General features: G+C 44.5%; 8 protein-coding genes and 1 pseudogene. 2 read left to right on the top strand and 7 right to left on the bottom strand.

All coding sequences use genetic code 11. From position 1 onward, the window contains the following. Positions 1-10 precede the first annotated feature (10 nt). Positions 11-3,124, top strand: a complete 3,114-nt coding sequence (locus DW083_RS10625; RefSeq protein WP_122332352.1) for an FAD-dependent oxidoreductase — start codon at positions 11-13, stop codon at positions 3,122-3,124. Positions 3,125-3,187: 63 nt separating this feature from the next. Beyond that, on the top strand, positions 3,188-4,066 hold the full coding sequence (locus DW083_RS10630) for a PfkB family carbohydrate kinase (protein WP_122332353.1): 879 nt from the start codon (positions 3,188-3,190) through the stop codon (positions 4,064-4,066). 122 nt (positions 4,067-4,188) lie between these two features. On the opposite strand, the gene DW083_RS10635 is transcribed toward DW083_RS10630, so the two are convergent. From DW083_RS10635 to DW083_RS10665, 7 genes and pseudogenes are all read right to left on the bottom strand, one after another. Further along, complete coding sequence (locus DW083_RS10635; protein WP_122332354.1) at positions 4,189-8,184, bottom strand: Ig-like domain-containing protein; 3,996 nt, start codon at positions 8,182-8,184, stop codon at positions 4,189-4,191. 20 nt (positions 8,185-8,204) lie between these two features. Next, positions 8,205-12,584, bottom strand: a complete 4,380-nt coding sequence (locus DW083_RS10640; protein ID WP_122332355.1) for a DUF6383 domain-containing protein — start codon at positions 12,582-12,584, stop codon at positions 8,205-8,207. 745 nt (positions 12,585-13,329) lie between these two features. Then, entirely contained in the window at positions 13,330-14,037 is a 708-nt protein-coding gene (locus tag DW083_RS10645; protein WP_147382126.1) for a site-specific integrase, read from the bottom strand. Positions 14,038-14,048: 11 nt separating this feature from the next. After that, entirely contained in the window at positions 14,049-14,279 is a 231-nt protein-coding gene (locus DW083_RS22000; RefSeq protein WP_147382127.1) for a hypothetical protein, read from the bottom strand. Positions 14,280-14,867: 588 nt separating this feature from the next. Further along, positions 14,868-16,432, bottom strand: a pseudogene (locus DW083_RS10655) (ATP-binding protein). An 84-nt stretch (positions 16,433-16,516) separates the two neighbouring features. Further along, a complete protein-coding gene (locus tag DW083_RS10660; protein WP_122332358.1) occupies positions 16,517-17,728 on the bottom strand; it encodes a sugar MFS transporter in 1,212 nt (403 codons plus the stop codon). Positions 17,729-17,755: 27 nt separating this feature from the next. Further along, positions 17,756-20,698, bottom strand: coding sequence for a PAS domain-containing sensor histidine kinase (locus tag DW083_RS10665; RefSeq protein WP_233552154.1), 2,943 nt, complete (start codon positions 20,696-20,698; stop codon positions 17,756-17,758). Positions 20,699-20,863 lie beyond the last annotated feature (165 nt).

Genomic DNA, 20,863 nt, shown 5'->3' on the forward strand with positions numbered 1-20,863 from the left:
TTAAAACAATATGAAAAGAAGAGACTTCATCCACATCAACATAGCAGCATTAGGAGGCGTGTTAATCAATAATCATTTCTCGTACACACAAGCTATGGAAGAAATATCGCAGTCATTCCAACATGTGACGGAACAAAGCGACTATGACCTGATCATAAATGGAGCCGGACTTTCCGGTTGCTTTGCAGCAATCGAAGCATCCAGGCAAGGGATGAAAGTATTGGTCATCGATAAAAGAACTTCACCGGGCTATGATATCGCAGCCAAGAGAAAATTATGGCTAAATACTGCCGGATACGAAAAATGGCCGGATACCCTGGCCCAATTATTCTTCCCGGAAGGGGAAAAGAAAGAGATATTTAATACCCAACTTAGCGCACCTTACAACAGTTCTATCGGAGACGAGACACTTTTGTTTGCAGGGAGCTTGAAAAAGGGATTACTCCGCTCCCTCCTCGCCAATAATATCGACCTATTACTAATGACCGACGTTTGCGGTATCATTTCCAATCAGAAGAGACAGGTTTCAGGAATAATCGTCGCTTGCAAACAAGGGGTTTATTCCATCCCTACTATGGGGTTCATCGATACATCGGACAACAACTCATTCACACGACACTTATTCGGACAACCATATAAACCTGATAAAGCTGGATTCGTGATGGAAGTACAAGACGCAGAATATTTAAATGACAAATACTTGACTCTTAGTTCTTCTTATGGCCTTTCAGATAACAGGCTCGAAATCCATCATGGTAAGAAATCCCAAGACCAGTATTTCTTATCATTCAATTTCCCTGTTGAGACAGATAATCTCAGTGCAATCGAACAAAAAGCAAGGCTTATTGCAACACAGATCAGCAAGGACTTCCCTTTGTTGGCAAAAGGTCTGGCCAATGCCAAGTTACGCTATTATGCACAGGAATGTTCCTATTATCTGGACAATTACAAACTTCCGGATATCACCCTCAAAGACTATATTTGTATCGAAAACCGCCCGACAGAACACAGCTATAATTCCATACTCGAACTGATCCAAAGTGCCCAGAACAGCATCAGCAGATACAAAAAGCAAGACATCCGGAGAACTATGGACACTGTTTATTATGCAGGAGGAAAAAACAAGCCATTCAACACTTCTACGAACCAAACTGTAAACGAATACGGGCATACACTCTCTTTGACAGCTTACTCAATAGAGGGTATGCAACTGCCCGTAGTCAATAAATCCCTATTGATTGCCGGAGGAGGGACTGCCGGAATAGCAGCTGCCCTATCAGCTGCAGAAAAAGGGGCAAAACCTCTTATTGTCGAATATTTTAATGACTTAGGGGGAAGTAAGACTATGGGAGGTGTGACCGGTTATTATTTAGGGCAAAACAAGCATTCCTATATTCTGGCATTGGAAAAAGGGATACGACAAACAGCCAAAGACTACAACATCGCTCTCAACTGCATCTGCAGGTGTTTCCATAGTGTCCGTTCTTTAAACCGATATGACTATAGTATGATTAACGGAGCTATTATCTGTGGAGCCCAGACCAACGGGAAAAGATTGGAAAAAGTCGCTATCTGTGTCGACGGAGAATTAAAATGGATACAGGTAAAACTTACGATAGATGCAACCGGAGATGGAGATATCGCCTATTTCGCAGGAGAAAATTTTGAAATTGGGAATACAAGAATGTATACAACCCAGAACTACAGCCAATGGGATCTCCCCTTCAAAAGTAAAAATGCACCTATGCAAACGATCAACAAAGACTACGATATTATCGACAACACAAAGATAACAGAGTTGCAGCGAGGTTTGTATCTATCTCATTATGAATCATTCTTCTACGACTTTTATCCTATGCTGACAGTCCGCGAGTCCAGAAGACCGGAAGGCAAATACAAGTTAAACCTGATCGACGCATTGGAGAAGACATGGTTCAAAGATACGATCATTAATGCACACAGCGATTTCGACCCCCATCATTTTGGTCATTCCGAATATTCACGTTGTGCATTCCTGTTACCTCATTCCAACCAAATCACGGTAAATATTCCTTACCGTGCAATTGTTCCCAAAACAATCGACGGCCTTTTGCTTTCCGGAAGAGGTATCAGCCAGACACATAACGCACTACAATTTACGCGTATGTCCGCCGATGTTTATTTACTTGGATATGCGACAGGTATTATTGCAGCTTCAATTATCAGCCGACAGAAACGTCCAAGAGATTTTTCTGTTTCCCAATTACAAAAAGAATGGCTGCAAAACGGACTTTTATTGCCTAACCATCCACAGGAAAAACTCTCAGCACAGGATATCGTAAACAAACTAATTGAAGGAGATAACGAATACTTATTTAAATGCTGCCGGAAAGCCAAACAGGATATCCTTCCTCTTCTGAGAAAAGCATACAAGAAAGACAAATCGATTTTAATAGCTAAAGCATTAGCCTGGTTCAAAGATGCGGAAGGAGCCGGATTGATTATTTCCGAATTGGAACAGCTGTTTGCCGATGAGGCTCAGACAGGACATCCGCAACAGTATTTCGAGAAATATCAAGCAGATAACCTGTATTGGAAAATCAACCAAGATATCGCACTGCTCGGTATGTGTGGAAATTCAGATTCCAACCGGATTATAAACCTGATTCTATGTAAAACCCACTCCGGAGGAGAAAAAGTCAAGGCAAGCGATACTTATAACAAGAACAGAATCGATTTGCTATTAATCCCGTATTATAATCGCATTTTGAATCTCTGTTTCTATATTGAACGTATGCCTGATCCTCTCTTTATACCAGGGCTTGAGAAATTGGCTACGGATACTAATATCATTGGTTACCAGACATCCGATTACAATCATACCAGATGGCGACTGTACGGGGGACTTCTGGAATTATCGATTGCAGCAGCCTTGGGACGGTGCGGTTCTAACAAAGGTGTTCAAACCTTAATAGAGTATCTGAAAGATGTACATTCGGATTTCAGGTTTTTCGCTAATCAGGAGTTGACCGCCATCCTTAAAAAGGATATGAAATTCGACTATGACAAATGGACTAATCTGATTAATACGGATAAAGGGGTCCTGAATAAAACAACGCCTTTTTCCAAAGAGATTGAGTTATAAGAGTATATTATACCACGTATAATTGTTTTTTTCCTACTTTTGCAGCCTGATTAAATAAGTAATATGAACATACATGATCTTTGTTGCATCGGGCACATCACTTTGGATAAGATTGTAACCCCGAAACGCACCATACATATGCCGGGAGGAACTTCTTTTTATTTCGCACATGCAATCAGCCACTTAGACGCCTCCAACTTTCAACTGGTGACAGCCCTTGCCGAAAGCGAGATGGCTGCCGTCGATGATATCCGCAGTAAAGGTATCGAAGTGAAAGTATTGCCAAGCGCCCATTCCGTTTATTTCGAAAACACATATGGCGAAAACCAGGACAACCGGACACAGCGGGTACTGGCGAAAGCCGATCCGTTTACGGTGGAAGGGCTGCAGGACGTAAACGCCCGTATCTACCATTTAGGCAGCCTCCTGGCTGACGACTTCTCGCTCGAGGTGGTGAAATACCTGTCGACCAAAGGCATCTTGTCGGTCGACGCCCAGGGTTATCTGCGTGAGGTTCGCGGTGAAAAGGTTTTCGCTGTCGACTGGCCCGAAAAGCAGGAAGCCCTGAAGTATATCCATATCCTGAAAGCCAACGAACACGAGACGGAAGTCCTTACCGGATGCAAAGACCCGCGGAAGGCGGCCCTGATGCTTGCCGACTGGGGCGTAAAAGAAGTGCTGCTGACATTAGGAAGCATGGGTTCTGTCATCTATGCCGACGGCGAGTTTCATGAGATTCCCGCCTACCCGCCTACGGAAGTAGTAGACGCCACCGGATGCGGCGACACCTACATGGTCGGCTACCTCTATATGCGGGGCAAAGGCGCCTCCTACAAAGAAGCCGGTTGCTTCGCCGCCGCCATGTGCACAATCAAGCTGGAAGCCTCCGGCCCTTTCGACGGGACGGAAGAGGAGGTTTGGGAGATTGTGAGGAAAGGATAATAAATTATCGTTACTATCCGGCAATTCAGCAAAAAGGGGAGAACCTCACGGTTCCCCCCTTTCTTATTAATCAAACGGTTTCCTCATTCAGAGGAGCGCATAGTTTGATATAGGGATCTTTACTACCTCACAATAACTTTCGTTGTCGTTGCTTTACCGGCAGCAGCCATACGAACAATGTAAACGCCATTATTGGCAGGTACCTGTATTGTGCTGCTGATGGAGTTGTTATAGATAACTTGTCCACCGAGGTTGATGATCGATATTTCTACCGGAGCAGCCGGTTCGATAATGATCTGTCCGTTGCGGCTGTAAACCAGGCTTTCGGAAAGTATCTTTTCGATAGCCGTCGCAAAGTCCACATTCACCTGGCACATGGCAGTGAAACCACCGTCCACAGTTGTTGCGATGATCGTAGCCTGTCCGTATTTCACTGCTTTCACAGTTCCGTCGGCATCCACCGTAGCAATCTCAGGATTCGTACTGGTCCACTTCACATCCTTCTTGGTTGCACCTGTCGGAGTAACAGTAGCTACCAGCTTCTCTGATTTCAGACGCGGCAACGTAAGCGTTGTCTTGTTAAGGGAGATACCGGTAACGGCTACGCCTTCTTCGGGGGTGTCACCACCTTCGCTGGTACTTTCCTTCGTGAATGTAACGGTTACGGCAAAGTCTTGGCTTGGTGCCTCAAACGACCAGACTTGTTTGTCTCCGGTTGTTTCTGTTCTCACTGTTGTTTCCGGGACAACTACGATCTTATCGATCTTCGTTCCGGTTGCAGCTGTCTTAATAAACAGTTTCATACCGGCAGCGATCTTGATTGAAGGAGCATTCTGGTCGATTGTCGTACCGGCGGCATCCGTGATCGTGATTGCACCGTCATTCACTTTCTTCAAGGTCATCACATAGGAAGAAGCATCTTTCAGGGAGACATAAGAATAAAGTTTTTCCTGAATCGAAGTTGTACTATAATTTAAATTATCTGTCGGGGTAAAGGTAATCGGCTTATCACCGGCTTGATTAATTAGCTCATTAACTGAAGCCCATGCAAAAGTTCCAGAGACCGAGATACCATTTACCAAAACACTACCACCCGTCAGGCTGGAAGCAAGTAATGTCTCTCCCTTTGTGATAGCTGTTGCAGTCGGTACAGTCACGCATTCTTTAGTAATTACAGCTGGCTTAACTGTCAGCTTTCCGATCTTAGCAGCTTTGAAAGCCTGATATTTATCATCTTCATCACGACTAACATAGATATCATATCCATTACCTTGGACCACATTTGTCGGTGTCACGACATTGTCATTTAGCTTGTAAAAAATGATCCATTTGTCTGTGGGGAAGTCGTCTGGAAGTGTCAGATCAGTGACATTCAATTCAATCGGAGAGACAGCATAAAACTTCTCTATACTGTTTAAGGCTTCAAAACCATTAGGAGCAGTGATTGGAGTCTTCTGTTTAAACAACTCTCCTGTAGTAACATTAATCTCATGATCTCCTGCCAGTGTAAGCGTGTATACATCGTTCGCAAAAGTAAGACCAGTCCCGGTCAATGTTCCGCCAATCATAAATCCAGCATCCGGAATCAATTTGATCGTCAATTCCTGACCTTTATAAACTGATTGTCCGGCAGCAACAGCGATATCACCGTTCATCAGAACGATAGAGCCGTTTGAAACAGTCGGGAGCTTAACAGAAGCAGCCAAGCTATTAGCTGTAGTCTGGTCTTTAGGAGTTACAGCAGTAACTGTCATAAGGTTATTATCCGTCGGAATAAAGTACACAGTCTGCAAATCATCATCAGCTGCTCTCAAGCCGTTAACAGCCTTTGTCGGTTTCGTTTTTGTCCATATACCGGCAACTGTAGCAGTACTAGCAATTTCACTACCTGTTGCAGCCTCCGCAAACGGTATCATTTTGATACCCGGAACGCCCGGTTCGATCACCAGCGTACGGTTAACTTTTGTAGCAGCATAGACATCGTCGGCAGGACGAGTGATTACGACAGTATAAGTACCTACGCCTGTCGGGATCGTATCTTTTGTACCATTCAACAGATATTTAACGGAGAAACCACCCAGGTTGGCAGTTGTCTTAACAGCATATTCCTGTGCTTTTCCGCTATAGGTAACTGTTGTCTTGTCATCGTTCAGGATAGAGAGAGGCGCCAACTTCTTCACTTGTGCAGAGATGTTCGTCGGACCGTTTACGATCACTTCACTACCGTTGGCAACAGGTTTATTGTTGACCAGCAGGTTGATCAGACGGTAGTTGTCGGGATCTGTTTCCGTAACGGTTACAGCGCCTAAAGAGGTTTCAAACGCTTTACTACCGGATTGTACATTGATGCTTACTCCTTCCGGGGTAACGACTGAAACCGGATATGTTTCTTTCTCAAATGTAGCGGCAATCGTAGTTTCCTTTGTTACGGTCAGACCGGAAGCATCTTTGATATTCACGCCATTGGCTTTCAATGTAGCCAACTTATAACCTTTGTTCGGCAATGCGATGATAGAGACATACGAATCCTTTTCTACAGATGAGTTCGGAGCAATAGCTGTTTCTCCCTGTTTCAATTTCAAGGCGCCGTTTGTCATATTGTCAACGGATACGAGGTATTGATTAGGCTCTATTGTTTTGAAGGTAGCGGCAATCGTGTAAGTATTTCCGGCAGCACCGCTTACGATAAAGCTGGTGGCTTCGGTTACAAGATCATCAGATTGTGTATCTTGACTTGCCTTTTTCAGTGTATATTCCACCTTTTCAACTTCCTGTCCTTCGCCCGGAGTCGCAACGATTGTCAGAGTCGTACCGACTGGGACATCTGTATCGGTTGCTACTTCCTGAGTTCCGTTCAGGACTTTCAAACTATTGCCGTCACTTCCCGTAGGAGAAGTAATTGTAATCTTACGAGTTGCCTTTTCAAACACGGCGGAAACAACGGTATTAGCAGTAATTTCCTTGTCTGTTGCAGTAACCTTACTTTCCGATTCGCTGTCACTCGGCGTACTAGTACCTGCCCAAGCCCATTTAGAGAACTGATATCCGGCATCCGGAGTAGCTGTTACTGTGATCGTTGGATTTGTAGATACGTTTGTTCCAATATATTTATTATCAGCCGATGCATTCGTGATAGCGACAACACCGCCAGCCGTCTGATTGACAGTTACTATCTTAACTGGTTTAGCACCTACACCGATTTCAGCTGTTACTGTATTATAGACAGCTGCGGAATCAGGGGTGAAGATGGCGGCATACGTCTTTGAGGAAGCTGCACCAGCCTCTACCAACGCATTCGGATCTGCCCAAGACCAAGTTCCTTTGATAACATGGTCTGTTTGACGATCAACCGTCACCTTACCGCCAGTGATAACAGCGGCAGAAAGCGGCTGGCCTTGCATCAGGATAGTTTCGCATTTGGGAGCAGTGCCTACAGCCAATGCAGTCTTATTATTAACAACCATGGTGATCACTCTGTCTACAGCTTTCTTTGCTGCTGTTTCTGGAATTTTCACCGGGATGTAGAAAGTACCGGCTTTCTTTCTGGCTTCTCCGTCAGCTTCTTTTGTACAAGCAACATCAGAATAGTATTTCAAAAACTGCTGTTCTTGTCCATCAGCTTTTACAGTAATTGTAGCCGCAGTGCTTGCATTTACGATTTGCTCCGTACCAGTAATCTCCAATTTAACTTCCGGCTTCTCGACCCATTTAATCACGATATCGGTCTTTTCTTTCAAACCTTCCGCAGGAGTGGCATATGTGTAAGAGTTGACATCTTTATAAAGAACATTAAACTGTTCATTCATACTTTCAACCTTTGTTCCGTTCACCGTAAAGCTTTCCAGCATATACTGGCTGTTTGCTTTCAGGCGGAAAGAAGGTGTTGCACCATAAGTCAGCTTCAATGAATTAGTGCCGGAGAGGATAAGACTGTCTTTCTCTGTTTCAATAGTCTTCTTTACGAATACAGAGTCGAGTCCTCCCCCATTATTTGTCACATTCAGCGTCACCGAGAACGTCGGGACGTCGGGCGCAGCTTTTGTATCTATATTTTGTGCGTATATCGTCGGGGCCACTGCGAGGAGGGCGAGGGATATAACGGATTTTATATTTTTCATATTTACTATCGTTTTAATTGTTACTTAACTATTACTTTCTGTCTGTTTACAGCGTAGATACCGGCAGGAACAGCGATCTGTTCGCCATCGTTTACGCGGGCATTGTAGTGAACACGTCCCAACATATCGACAACGATAACCTGCGTAGGTTCTGCCGTATGGATCGTGATCGTTCCATGTCCTGTTTCCACAAAGTAACCTTCCACCGGAACGATTTCATTGCCAGTCGGCGTATCGCCAATGCGCAACGAACGCAGTGTGTTTGTCGTTGCCTCATCTGCCAATACGAAGCTCTGGAATGCCTTGATTGTCGGATTAACCATACGATCAAACGTCTTTCCGTCCTCACTCAAGACATAAGCGGTCTGTGTCAGCGTCATATCGGACAGGTTGGGATTGGAATAGATCTTGAAGTTGACGTCATTTGCCTTTGTTACTACCGGTGCATTCGGTTCAGCTTTTGTTGCCAAAGAAAGAGTAGAACCTGTTGAAGTAACGACAATCGAACTATCCTTTTCGGAGGCTATGATACATGCTGCCGCAGGGGTAGCGTTCTCACCCGTTACGGTAAATTTCGGTTCCTTGTCGTCAATACCAGCTGTCCAAACACCGTCTTTGGCAGAAGCTGTAGTCTTGATCTCTTTATCACCTGCTACATTCTTAACAGAACCAATCGCAAACGGGAATCCGAATGCCTTCCAAACCTTCGTTGTACCATAAGTCAACTGAACGGCATTAGCAGTTACAGCTGCATTAGCAACCAGTTGTGCACTTTCTGCCATAAAGACTGTATCCAGAGGCATAGCCACATTAATTGTCAATGTAGCACCGGCAGCGATTTCAACAGAGCGGTTCGCATTAGAGGCTACGTTCCATGCTACGTTATCGTTAGCTTTGATTTGTACGTGATTGTTACCAGCAGCGATAGCAGTAAACTCTGTTGCTGTTTGTTTCAGATAGAAAACGGCTTTATTAGTGACACTATTTGCAAATAAGTCAGCTGCATTTTTACCTGTTACCAAATAACCGTCTTTACAGTCAAAGATAAGACTATCTGGAATCGTATAAGCTTCCCAATCAGAGGCATTTCCTGTATTCTCAAAAAACAACATTTTAGCATTGTTTAAGGATAGAAGGACTTTTGCTATTGTCGTATCTTTAGCTAAAACAACATCACCGGACTGAGCAACCGGATAGAAATCATAGTAAGTTGTACCATTATAAACGTAAGTTTCTCCAAAAGCGACAGCGCTTGCGATAGAAACAGCTGCATTCCTGAAAGATTTATCCAGATAATCTTTGATGATAAGACAATCATTTCCTGCTTCATCCAGGAATTTTACAGGAGCAGCCTCCGCTACTTTCACATAGCTCTTCAATGTATCCGGATCTGGATACTCACTATATTTTACCATATATGGAGCCTTTTCATTACTCTGTGTTTGTACTACAGTGGCTCCCTTTAAGTTTATAATCGTACCTTTCTCCAATCCATAATAGTTATTAAATAGGAATGGAGTCATAGGAGCTGCATTTTCTTTTCCAAATACAGTTCCAACATTAGAATCTTCAATGTCTACTACTGCGCCGATATTTCCCTGCATAACTAATGTTCCAAAGTCATTTGATCCACCTTTTGCATTAAAGGTAGTCCCCGTTAAGGTACTCCCGCCAGCAATAGAGACATAAGTATTTTTGGTGTATCTCACACGAATAGCACCATAAGCAGAGATAGCAGATTTATTTGTAAGATATACTTTTAGATCCTCAATCAGTTTCTCATCCTTTCCACTATTATCCCCTGACCACAAATAAATACCGTAATGGTTCTTCAATTCAATAGTAGAGTTATCCATCGTAACAGTCACGCCATTATTATGAGGGAAAATTCCTATATTACTATCTCCTTTAGGTGTACCATCTGCATTTTTAGATGTTTGTATCTTCGTATCTTTAAGAAGAACTGTACTCTTTTCAGCTTCGGTCAAAACTGCGATCTGGCTATTTGCATTCAAATTGACAACACAATTCTCTATTATCATGGAACCGGATGCCAATGAATCCATCTGAAAAACATTATACAAGTACTTAAAGTCTGCAGCAGTACGACCACCTGTACCTGCTGTATTATTATCTACCAGACAGTTATTCACCTGCAAATCTACATTTCCATTATGAACCTCAATTACAGGAGTACATTTTGTATTTGCTACCGCAGCTGACGGAGTGTAGTCAAATTTAACTCCATTTATGGCAACAATTGTTTTTTCAGTATTAGAAGCAGGCTTGATGGCCATCGCACCTTCCATAATACATTTTGCAGGATCTGCTCCCTGTATGGTCATACTCTTATTTATCTCTAATACCGTAGAATTAAGATCATACGTTGCATCTGCCAACTTAATAACATCTGCTCCAAGAGCAACAGCTGCTTTTAATTCATCAGCAGTTGCAACATTGGTATCAAATGATTTACCATACTTCAATGTACCGTTCTTTGTCAGCTTCACACCGCTTTCCATTGAGAGACCGTCGTTGAAGGTCCAGGTTTTACCGGAAGGAATCGTAAAGTCTTTAACCAAATCGTTAGGAGTACTGGCCTTCCAAAGGAATGGAGCCACATTTACCTTTGCACCAGTCACTGTAACATTCTGCATACCATCACTCACTTTGACAATCGGAGTACTAGTGCCCTTAAACGTAATTGTTATATTGTCAGATGTAGGAATAGGATTCTTTTGTTCACTATCCCGATCTGTACCAAGATAGCATTCATATTGGGAATCGAATGTACACTTGTCATCAAATGTCAGTGATATATTCTCTGCTTTTCCACGAACCATGGCAGCAATCGTTCTATAATCACCGGCTCTACTATTAAATGTACATCCGTTAGCATTAACCGTTGAAGTTCCAGTATAACCTCTCCAGCCAGCACCATACAAGCCTCCGTTAAAAATAACATTATTATAGGTTGCCGTAGCAGTGCCCATAGCAGAATAACTATAACCACCGCCTGCACAGACAGCCTTATTCACAACTCCGCCTGTCATTGTAAAAACAGAAGTACCTATACTATTAAAATAGTCTGTAGAAACCGTATTTTCATTTTGGCCTAAACTTGATGGAGCAAAACCGCCACCAAGAGCATAACCCACAGTTGCATTATTTAGTGTAACATTCGTCGATGTCACTTTAGAGAACTCCATACCTCCTGAAATCAGATAACTAACACTAGCTCCTTCAACATTCATTGTTACAGCTGCAGCATCTGCATATTTAGCACTTGTAGATGCATCATTCGGTCCAAATCCGCCACCAACTAAATACTGTGTGATGTTTCCGCCATTCACTGTCAAAGAAACATCCTTCACATTAGCATTATATCCACCACCTATCAACGCATAAACCCGACCACTTTTCATCGTGATACTCGTGTTTCCTTCTAATGCTTCTTTAGAGCCACCGAAGATAACAGGATTACACTTCTCTGGTAATTCAAGCAGCGAGTTACCATCTTTATTATTAATGGATATAAATCCCTCATTGGAACTTTGTTGGATAGTAATAGGAGCTCCCTTTGCATAAACAAATGTATAACCTGCTTTCAGATTTGTGTTACGAGGGAATTGTTCGACGTATTCCATATCCAGATCCGAGTGTACCCAGTACATCTTTGTCTTTTCTTTATCAGAACCTTTTATCGTGTATGTCTTCCATCTCTCACCATCAGGTACAGTAACGATATTTTCCGCTGTTGTCTGTTCTGTCCAGATCTTGTACGGCTCTCCAATAGTTGAATTTTTGAATGTGAAACTTAGTGAATATTCAGGCGTACCTTTATCTACATTAACACCCCCCCAAACGTTCCGATCGGTTTGAAAATTTGTAGCCTCAACAGTTGAATGGACCAATAAACCGGCATGTGCATTATCTATTGAAGCAACTTCATACAGTACCGTCTTCATAGCAGACTGGACATTGATTCCAGATGCCATAGATCCCATAACACACAGATTCTTCAATGTTACTGTTTTCCCGGATGCTCCGCCTGAAATCGTAACTAGATTAGCAGAACTACTAATAATCTCGCCCTCCGCATTTTTAGGCCAATCGTCATTTTTAACTGCTATTATTTTCGTTTCCAAACCACGGCCGTCAGGAATAGTACCTACTATAACTATGGGTTTATTAATCACCAATGGGGAAGTCAAGTTGTAATCTGCAGGAGGCAATTTGACCGTATCGCCCTCAGCGGCTTTTGCGATCGAATCCCTCAATGCCATGACATCTCCGGCAGGAACATTGAAAACATGATGAGTGTCTGCCGCATGCAGCCAACCTACGCTCGTCGTCAGCCCTATACCGACAGCAAGCAAAAAGTGTAATTTTCGCTTCATAAGCTCTTGATTTTAAAAGTGAGTTATTAATATTGAAAAAGTTCTTGATATTTATTCATTGGATAGGGTCCTCAGTTGACTGGGATGACCGTATTCCATTGGTTGAAGGAACTATACCCCAGAGATTAGAGTACTCCGGGGCATCTACTGTCGAAAACGCTTTTGCAATAGAGGATAGCAGCGGCATTTAATAATACGTTGTCGTACAAATCTACAGATAAGATAGTCTTGTCAGTAGCCATAATATTCCAAATTTAAGTTGTCCGTTGGTGAGACGGAAATTACCAATACATTCGTTTTTTACCCTTAATTCTGATTTAAGTTCGGATTATTTCTTTTGGCTTGATCCAAAAGAAACCAAAATCAAGGCTTCACCCGCCTCGCTACTCCGTTTCCTTCGTTCGCTGTCGCATCTGAAACTCGCTTCGCTCAAACAGCAGATGCTCCGGGCGCTCACTGCGGTTACTCCGCTTAACGCTCATCGGCTGAGGCCGGATATAAAAAGCGAATGCTTTTTTTAGGATGGCCGATACCGGTTGTCCAAGTTTTTCACACTCCTACTTGTGTTGAAAAACATCGAATAGATTAAAATATCACATAAAATCCCCCTCCCACTTAAAATAAAGTGGATAAATGTTTTTTTTAAAGAAAAGATTCATATCTTTGCCCTCAACAAGATTGAAGATAACCCTTGTTTATCAAATTATCTCTAATCCTAACACCTTGCCTTAAATCAGAATTAAGGTCACGCCCGTAACCTCACAAGATTGTCCACCGTTCCTATTACCAAGAGATTTGCTTTACTCAATTCCGACTGGTCCAGTTGGGCGAGATAATGCCGTGTTGTCCGCTCCGATGTGTGCCCTAAGGCTTGACTGATCAGGGCTATCGGCGTATATTTCCGATAAGCGATGGTTGCCCATGAGTGCCGGACGACATACGAGGTGAAAAGAGCCGGTAGTCGCAGGCGGGCACCGAGCTTCTTCAACGCTACATTATATTTATGTAGGAGCTTCTTATAGTGTTCATAAGAGACAGGACCTTCCGGTGGGAAAACAGGGAAAAGGTATGGACTCGATGGGGATGCATACTTATCCAGCAAACAACGCATTCCCTGGGTTAGACCGATCCGGATAGGCGAACCGGTCTTCGTCCGGTTATAGACAAGCGTGTTTCCCTCGATATTGGCATGTGTGAGATGCGCCAGGTCGACAAACGGCATCCCGCAAGCTAAAAACGAGAAGGTGCACAGATCGGCGGCAAACTGCAAGCTGGGTTCTTCCTTCAAGTCCAGGGCAGAAATCTGTTCAAATACTTTCAGGTCGACGGCACGTTTAGCGGACCTCTCCGGATGGATCGTGACATGCGCGAAAGGATGGACACGGGGGATGTATCCCAATTCTCGAATGATGATGTTGTACATCGCCCGGAGTGCGCAAAGATAGCTGTTCACGGAGTTTACCTTCAGCTTTTTCCCGGTCTGCAGGAAAGCGATAAAGCATCCACAAGGGAAGGAGTCATTCCTAACAGGCAGAGATCGCGGCCATTTCTGAATTTTCTAAACCAGTTACCGGCAGCCCGGTACAGATCGGCGGTGGCATCCCTCCCCGCACTTCGCCGGCGGAAGATCAGGGTATCGATCGTGCGGAACAGATATACTTCCGAAGGGCGCCTTTTTGTTCTGTTTGTTGTCATAGTCTTTTTATTTATATAAAACGAATATACAACAAACAAAGGAATAGGATTATTTGTCAGTTGTAAGAATATTTGCCGCAGCTTATTGTATAAAACGTGTTTTTCAAATCCCCAAAGAGGCCCTAATTCAAACAAATGTTAATCTACTTTTCAGCTGTCAAAAAGGGGCTTTTCCCTATGATCCGGGACCTCACTTCCGCGAAGAGGGACTTTATCGCTCTGATCCGGAACTTTGTTGCCCTGAAGTCGGACTTCATATAGCACGAAGTCAACCTTCAGAGCGATGAAGCGTTACTTCAAGGCAATTTTCTGCGCACCTCACGGCAACAAGCCCTCATAAATTCCTTGGGATATTTGGAACGCCGTCCGTCTTCGTTCGCAAATATTCGATTCTCCGGGAGTTAAGCTTTATCACTTTGCCGGTGTTTCCGGTTTTCGATAATCAAATTGCACGCTTTTGGGGATGAGCTCGGCACCTCATTTTCTCTGTTGTCATCCGAGCCGGTTAAAACCATGAAAAAAGTCAATTCAAAATCGATCAAGATTTCAGACGAAATAGAAAAACAGCCGAAACAGATGGTTATTGTATTATAATCCAACAACCTTCCATTCCCCGACGTTCCGTTCGCCGGCATCAAAAGATACACCGACTTTGACCAGTTGCCGTTCGTCGGCGGTATAGGGGATGAGGTAGCCTTTGCTGTCGATCTGCGCCAGTGCTTCGTCAGTGGAACCATCGAGCTTGAACTCGAAGACGTAGACGTAGTCTTTCGTCTTGACCACTGCATCGGCACGGCTCGGGCACTGCGCACTTCGGCGTCACAGAACTGCCCCATCAGCTTGAACACCAGATAAAAAACCACCTGGTAATGTCGTTCGGTCCGCGCATTCAGTTCATAAGGGAAGTCAGCGAAGAAGGCGCGCAGGCGGGTTAGGAAAGCATCCACGTCGCCTGCCCGAAGCTCCCGGACAAACTTGCCAATGTAGAACCCTTTGTCGCTATCGGTGATGGAAGAGTAGAACGGAGCGATGAAACTGAGAAAACCGTAGCGCACTTCTTCATTCGGGAACTGCAATTTGTAGAGTTCGAACTCACGGTTGTAGCCTTTTATGGTGAGATAACCGCTCTGGTAGATAAGCGGCACGGGGTTGTTGGCCTCCAAGCGATATTCCGTAAAGGCGGACGCTTCCGTCTCTATGCCGTCGATCAACTGGCGCATATCAAATTCGCTCTTTTTCAGCAGCTCGACAAGGAAAGTCGGCGTACCGGTCTGGAACCAGAAGTTGTCTAATTTGCGGCTGTCCAGTGCATTCAGCAGGCTGAAGGGGTTAAACATTCCGGGGGTGTTTTCCCTAAAATGGTAACCGTCGTACTTCTGTGCCAGTCTGTCGAGCGTTTGCTCGTAGGTATATTCGTTTTCCCCGGCTACAGCTTCTATCTCCGGGCGGAAGTTTTGTTTGAGTTCTTCCAAGGTGATTCCGCACAGGCTTGCATAATCAGGGAACATGCTGATGTCCTTCAGCTGGTTGAGGTCGCTGAATATGCTGACGTGCGCAAACTTGGTTACACCGGTGAGGAATACAAACTTCAGATACGGGTCGGCGCTTTTCAACACACCGTAGAATGCTTTCAGGGTAGCACGGTAATTGGCGAGCAGCGCTTCGTTACTGAAAACCTGCAACAGCGGCTTGTCATACTCATCTATAAGGACGACTACCTGGCGCCCTGTCTGTTCGTTGGCACGGCGGATGATGCCGGCGAAACGTTCTTCCGGACTTCTATCCTGTTTTTCATATCCATAGGTAGTTTCCCATATCTCAAGGTGCTGGTTTAACATTGCTATCAGATCTTCTGCCTTTTCATATTTCCGGGCGTTCAGATCGAGATGCAGCACCGGATAGGTAATCCAATCCTGTTCGAGCTGCTCGATAGCGAGTCCTTTGAACAGTTCTTTCTTACCGAGGAAGTAGGCTTCAAGGGTAGAAATAAGCAGACTTTTGCCGAAACGGCGGGGACGGCTCAGGAAATAGGGCTTTCCACGTGTGACAAGTTGATACATAAGAGCTGTCTTGTCTACATATATATATTCACCTCTCCGTATATCCTCAAAGCTCTGTATGCCGATCGGCATCTTTCTGGTTGCTGTATTCATAAGGCCGTTGCCCGTCCGTTAGTGAACAGGCTTCACAAAGATAGGAAAGAGTTATGAATTATGAGTTATGAATGACGAATTTACTCACCGTATCTTCTTCGCCATCACCATATAAGAATAGATCAGCACGACCGCATATCCGAACAACGGGACAATAAAGGAAAGAGCCATTGTCGAAACATCCGCCACATAGCCCATTAGCAGGGGACCGACTGCCCCTCCTATCGGTGACATCATCAGGAAGGAAGAGGCCCGTTTCGTGTAATCGCCCAGGCCTTTCAGCGAGATAGCAAAGATGGTGGGGAACATGATGGCTTCGAATACATAGCAGGCAAACAAAGCTCCTTTCGAGAGGACACCCAAATCCAGCGTAATCAACAGAGCACCCAGGACGGTAAAGATGGCACAAACGAACAACACTTTCTCCGCCCGGATATAACTCATAATCCAGCTACCGATGACACGTCCGACCATAAACAACCCCAATCCGCCGAAAGAGAGGACAATCGCAGCATCGTGTGCATCCATCCAGCCATCATCCGTCACATAATTAATAAAGAAGCTATTAATGGATATCTCCGCAATTTCGTAGCAGAACAAAGCCATGACTCCCCACGTAAAACAACGGTGCTTCCATAATCCGCCTAACCCGGCTTTCGCTTCGACTGCCGTTTCTTCGCAATCGTCATGGCTGATCTCCGGCAAGCGGATACGGAAAAAGACAAGAGCCACAGTCAGCACGACAACACCCATCACGGTATAGGGCAACGCGATATTAGCCTCCCCATTGCCGGAGAACAGCAACATACCGCCGATCACCGGAGCACAGATACACCCCAGGCCGTTAAAAGACTGTGCCAGGTTCAAACGGCTGGCAGCCGTTTCACGATCGCCCAATTCCGTCACGTAGGGATTGGCTGCCGTTTCGAGGAAAGTCAACCCGCAACCAATCACAAAGAGGGAAAAGAGGAAGAAGTTGAACGACATCAATTGCTCGCTCGGGATGAAGAGCAACGAACCGATACCGTAAAGGATCAGTCCGAACACGACTCCCTGGCGGTATCCGTATTTATTGATAAAAAGTCCGGCAGGGATCGCCATCGTAAAATAGCCGGTGTACATCGTTGCCTGGATCAAGGCGGAGTGGGCTTTTGTCATGATAAGCGCTTCCTGGAAATGTTTGTTCAGTACATCCAATATGGCGTGTGCGAAACCCCATAAGAAAAACAGTGAAGTGACTAATATAAAAGGGATAAGATACTCTTTCTTTACCAGTGATTTCTTTACTTTTTCCATTCTATTGTTATTTGTTTTTATACTTATTTATTTGCTTGCCGGTTCATACGGGATCGTAAACCAGAAAGTAGATCCCCGGCCCAATTCCGATTCAGCACCGATTTCGCCGCCCAGAGATTGAACAATCGACTCACAAATGGAAAGCCCCAGTCCCGTTCCCTGTACAAAGCTGTCAAATTTAGCAAATCGTTCAAACACATGTGGCATATTTTCCCCGGAAATTCCTTTTCCCGTATCCGTCACATAAAAACGAAGCCTGTCGCCCTGCAGCTCATATCCCATGATGATAGAGCCTTTAGAGGTATATTTGCAGGCATTGCTCAAGAAATTGGACACGACCTGTGTCAAACGGTTCTTTTCCGAATGAATCACATAACCCGGGGAAGGTTGCCGGCAAAGTAGTTCGACACTGTCTTTTACCCGGCATTTATAGACTTGATACAGATTATTGAAAACGTCCGACAGATCGACATCCGTATAATTGAAATCCAATTGCCCGGCTTCGATCTTCGAAAGGTCGAGAATATCGCTGATTAATTGGAGCAGGAGTTCGTTGTTTGTCTCCACGATCTTGACGTACTCGCCTATCTCCTCCTTATCATCAGTCGTCGCTATCAGGTTGGAAAACCCGACAATTGCGTTGAGCGGTGTCCGTATCTCATGGCTCATATTGGCCAGGAACGCACTCTTCAGGCGATTAGCCTCCTCGGCCTTATCACGCAGGCGGATCAGTTCGTTTGTCATTTTCTGGTCTGTAATATCCGTACGCAGACCGATCAGTTTACTGATCCTTCCATCTTCCCCCTGCCCGTACGGTACGGCATGCATTTCAAACCAACGTTCTCCCAAAGCCGGCGTAATAAGGCGGATCTGGATATCCATCACTTGTGTTTTCCCACTGGCCAGGTCTTCCAGTCCTGCACTCAACAGGGTGGTATCTTCCGGAAAGACAAAAGAGAGGTAATCGTCCAACGGGATGATCGTTTCTTCAAAAACAGTAGAATTCGGGGAATAGAAAGTCCGGGCATCTACATTATATTCCCACGATATGATCTGTGCAGCCTCCAGTGTAAACTCAAGTTTCAACTTGCTTTCATTCAGTTCCTGTTCGTTCTTGCGGATTTCCGTCGTATCGACTGTCGTTGCGACAATATACAACTTGCCCTCTTGGTCTTCGAGCCGCGTCTTTGTGGTAACTCCCCAACGTTTAGGAGCTCCGGTTTCAGGATCATAGAATATCCGGTCAAACGTGATCGGTTCAGCACTTTCCAGTACCTTCAAGTCTTCCTCCCTGAACCGTTCCGCTTCCGGATCATTTACCTCAAAATCGTTCTTACCTAACATGACACCGAAGTTTTCCTCATAAAATTCGGAGACTTTGTTATTGTAAAACAGATAGCGGAACTGGTCATCGACATCCTTAATGAACAGGCCGACAGGCAGGTTATCCATAATCGATTGCAGGAACGTCTTCAACTGTAATATTTCCTTTTCAGCAACGACATAAGGGGTTACATCATGCGAAAAGCAAATGATGGAATCTTTTCCGAAAGGAACGACACGCGCTTTGGTGTAATAGATTACATCTCCCTTTGCATATTTATAATTAAAGACCCTCACCTCGCCGGTCTTTATCGTAGCCCTCAGATTACTGATAAGGCAATCCATCATATCATCGAACGCCTTATACTCTTCGCCTACATCCAACAAGTTACGCCCGATCATGCTTTTGTCATTGCCCCCGTGTAGCACATGCTCCTGCGGATTGATAATATCCAGAATATTCAGTTCCGAGTCATAAATAGTCGCCATATCCGGCATCCGGCTTAAAAGTTCGAGCATCCTGGCATTAGCGGTCCTGTAGGCATCTTCCTTTCGCTTCCGATATAGCAGGACTCCAATGAAAATAACGATCATCAGGATAATCAGGCAAATGAGGAGCACGACTTCCAACGAATGCTCCTCCCACAAAGAAGGGGCCTTATTGTAGAACACCGTGCCTTCCGGCAACAGAGATAAATCAAGTCCTGCCGCCACAAAAGTCGGATAATTAATATAATAACGGGGTTGGGAAGGGGTGTACTGGAAAACGGGACTGTTCTCGATCCCTTTGGTCAGGACACTACTGGTAAGAGTAGCGAGATCTTTCCCCATTTCCTCCCCTGAGATGTAGTAACCACCGATATAATTCATGTTTGCTTTTCCCTGATCCAGGGCTTGGAAAAGCGGTATCGAAGTATAATGCGGCAATTCATTATGGAGCTTTGAATGGGCATGGGGATACTGGAGCGCATCCGTGTACCAGCCCGCCGTCAGCAATGCGTACGTATCATCCATCCGGGAGATCGAATCGAGCAATTGTGTCGTAGACAGCTTGTTGCCATCCAGATAACAAAAGCCGAGCGAATCGGTCTGCTCGCAAAGGGTTTTCAGGTAGTTTTCGAAAAAGGACAGATTATAACGGTTATCATAACAGAAAGCGATGTGTTCCACTTGTGGCTGAAGCCTTTTTATCAACCTGAAGTTTTCGGACAAATAATCTTTATAAGCATATCCCGTCACCTTAAAACCACCAAAAGACTCCTCCATCTGCTGCATTTCCCTGACAGTGAGCAGATCCAGGTCATTCAGGCATTCATAGTCGATAAACGAACCTTTCACGCATCCCAAAACAACAGGCGTATCATGCCAGTCATCAGGGCAAGTAACCCGATAAACCGACCAAGCCTCATTCCCCATCAAAACCACGACCTTGGGCCGTGTCTTATATGCATCGAACAACTGGCGCATCCATTCAGACCAATCTTCAAAGGATGAAGACGATTCGGAGTCCATATATTCGACGGATATTTTCACCCTTGCATCTGTTCTCAGTTGAGTGATAAAAGACGAAATCACCCGGTTCCCTTCTTCTTTAATTGGAGAATAAGAACTAATGACCAGTATCTTCGAACTATTCACTTCCGCCATACCCGCCTGTATGTGGAAAAAGAAAAGAACGAAAACAAGGAAAGATATTATTAACCCGCTTATTGTAGATTTATTGCTTGACTTTACCATTATACTGTTATAACTCGCATCTGCAAAAGTACAGTATTTTTTTCATATCAATGGCTCAAAGTCTTTGTAAATGAA

It is taken from the genome of Parabacteroides sp. AF48-14 (genome assembly GCF_003477465.1).
GTDB lineage: Bacteria > Bacteroidota > Bacteroidia > Bacteroidales > Tannerellaceae > Parabacteroides > Parabacteroides acidifaciens.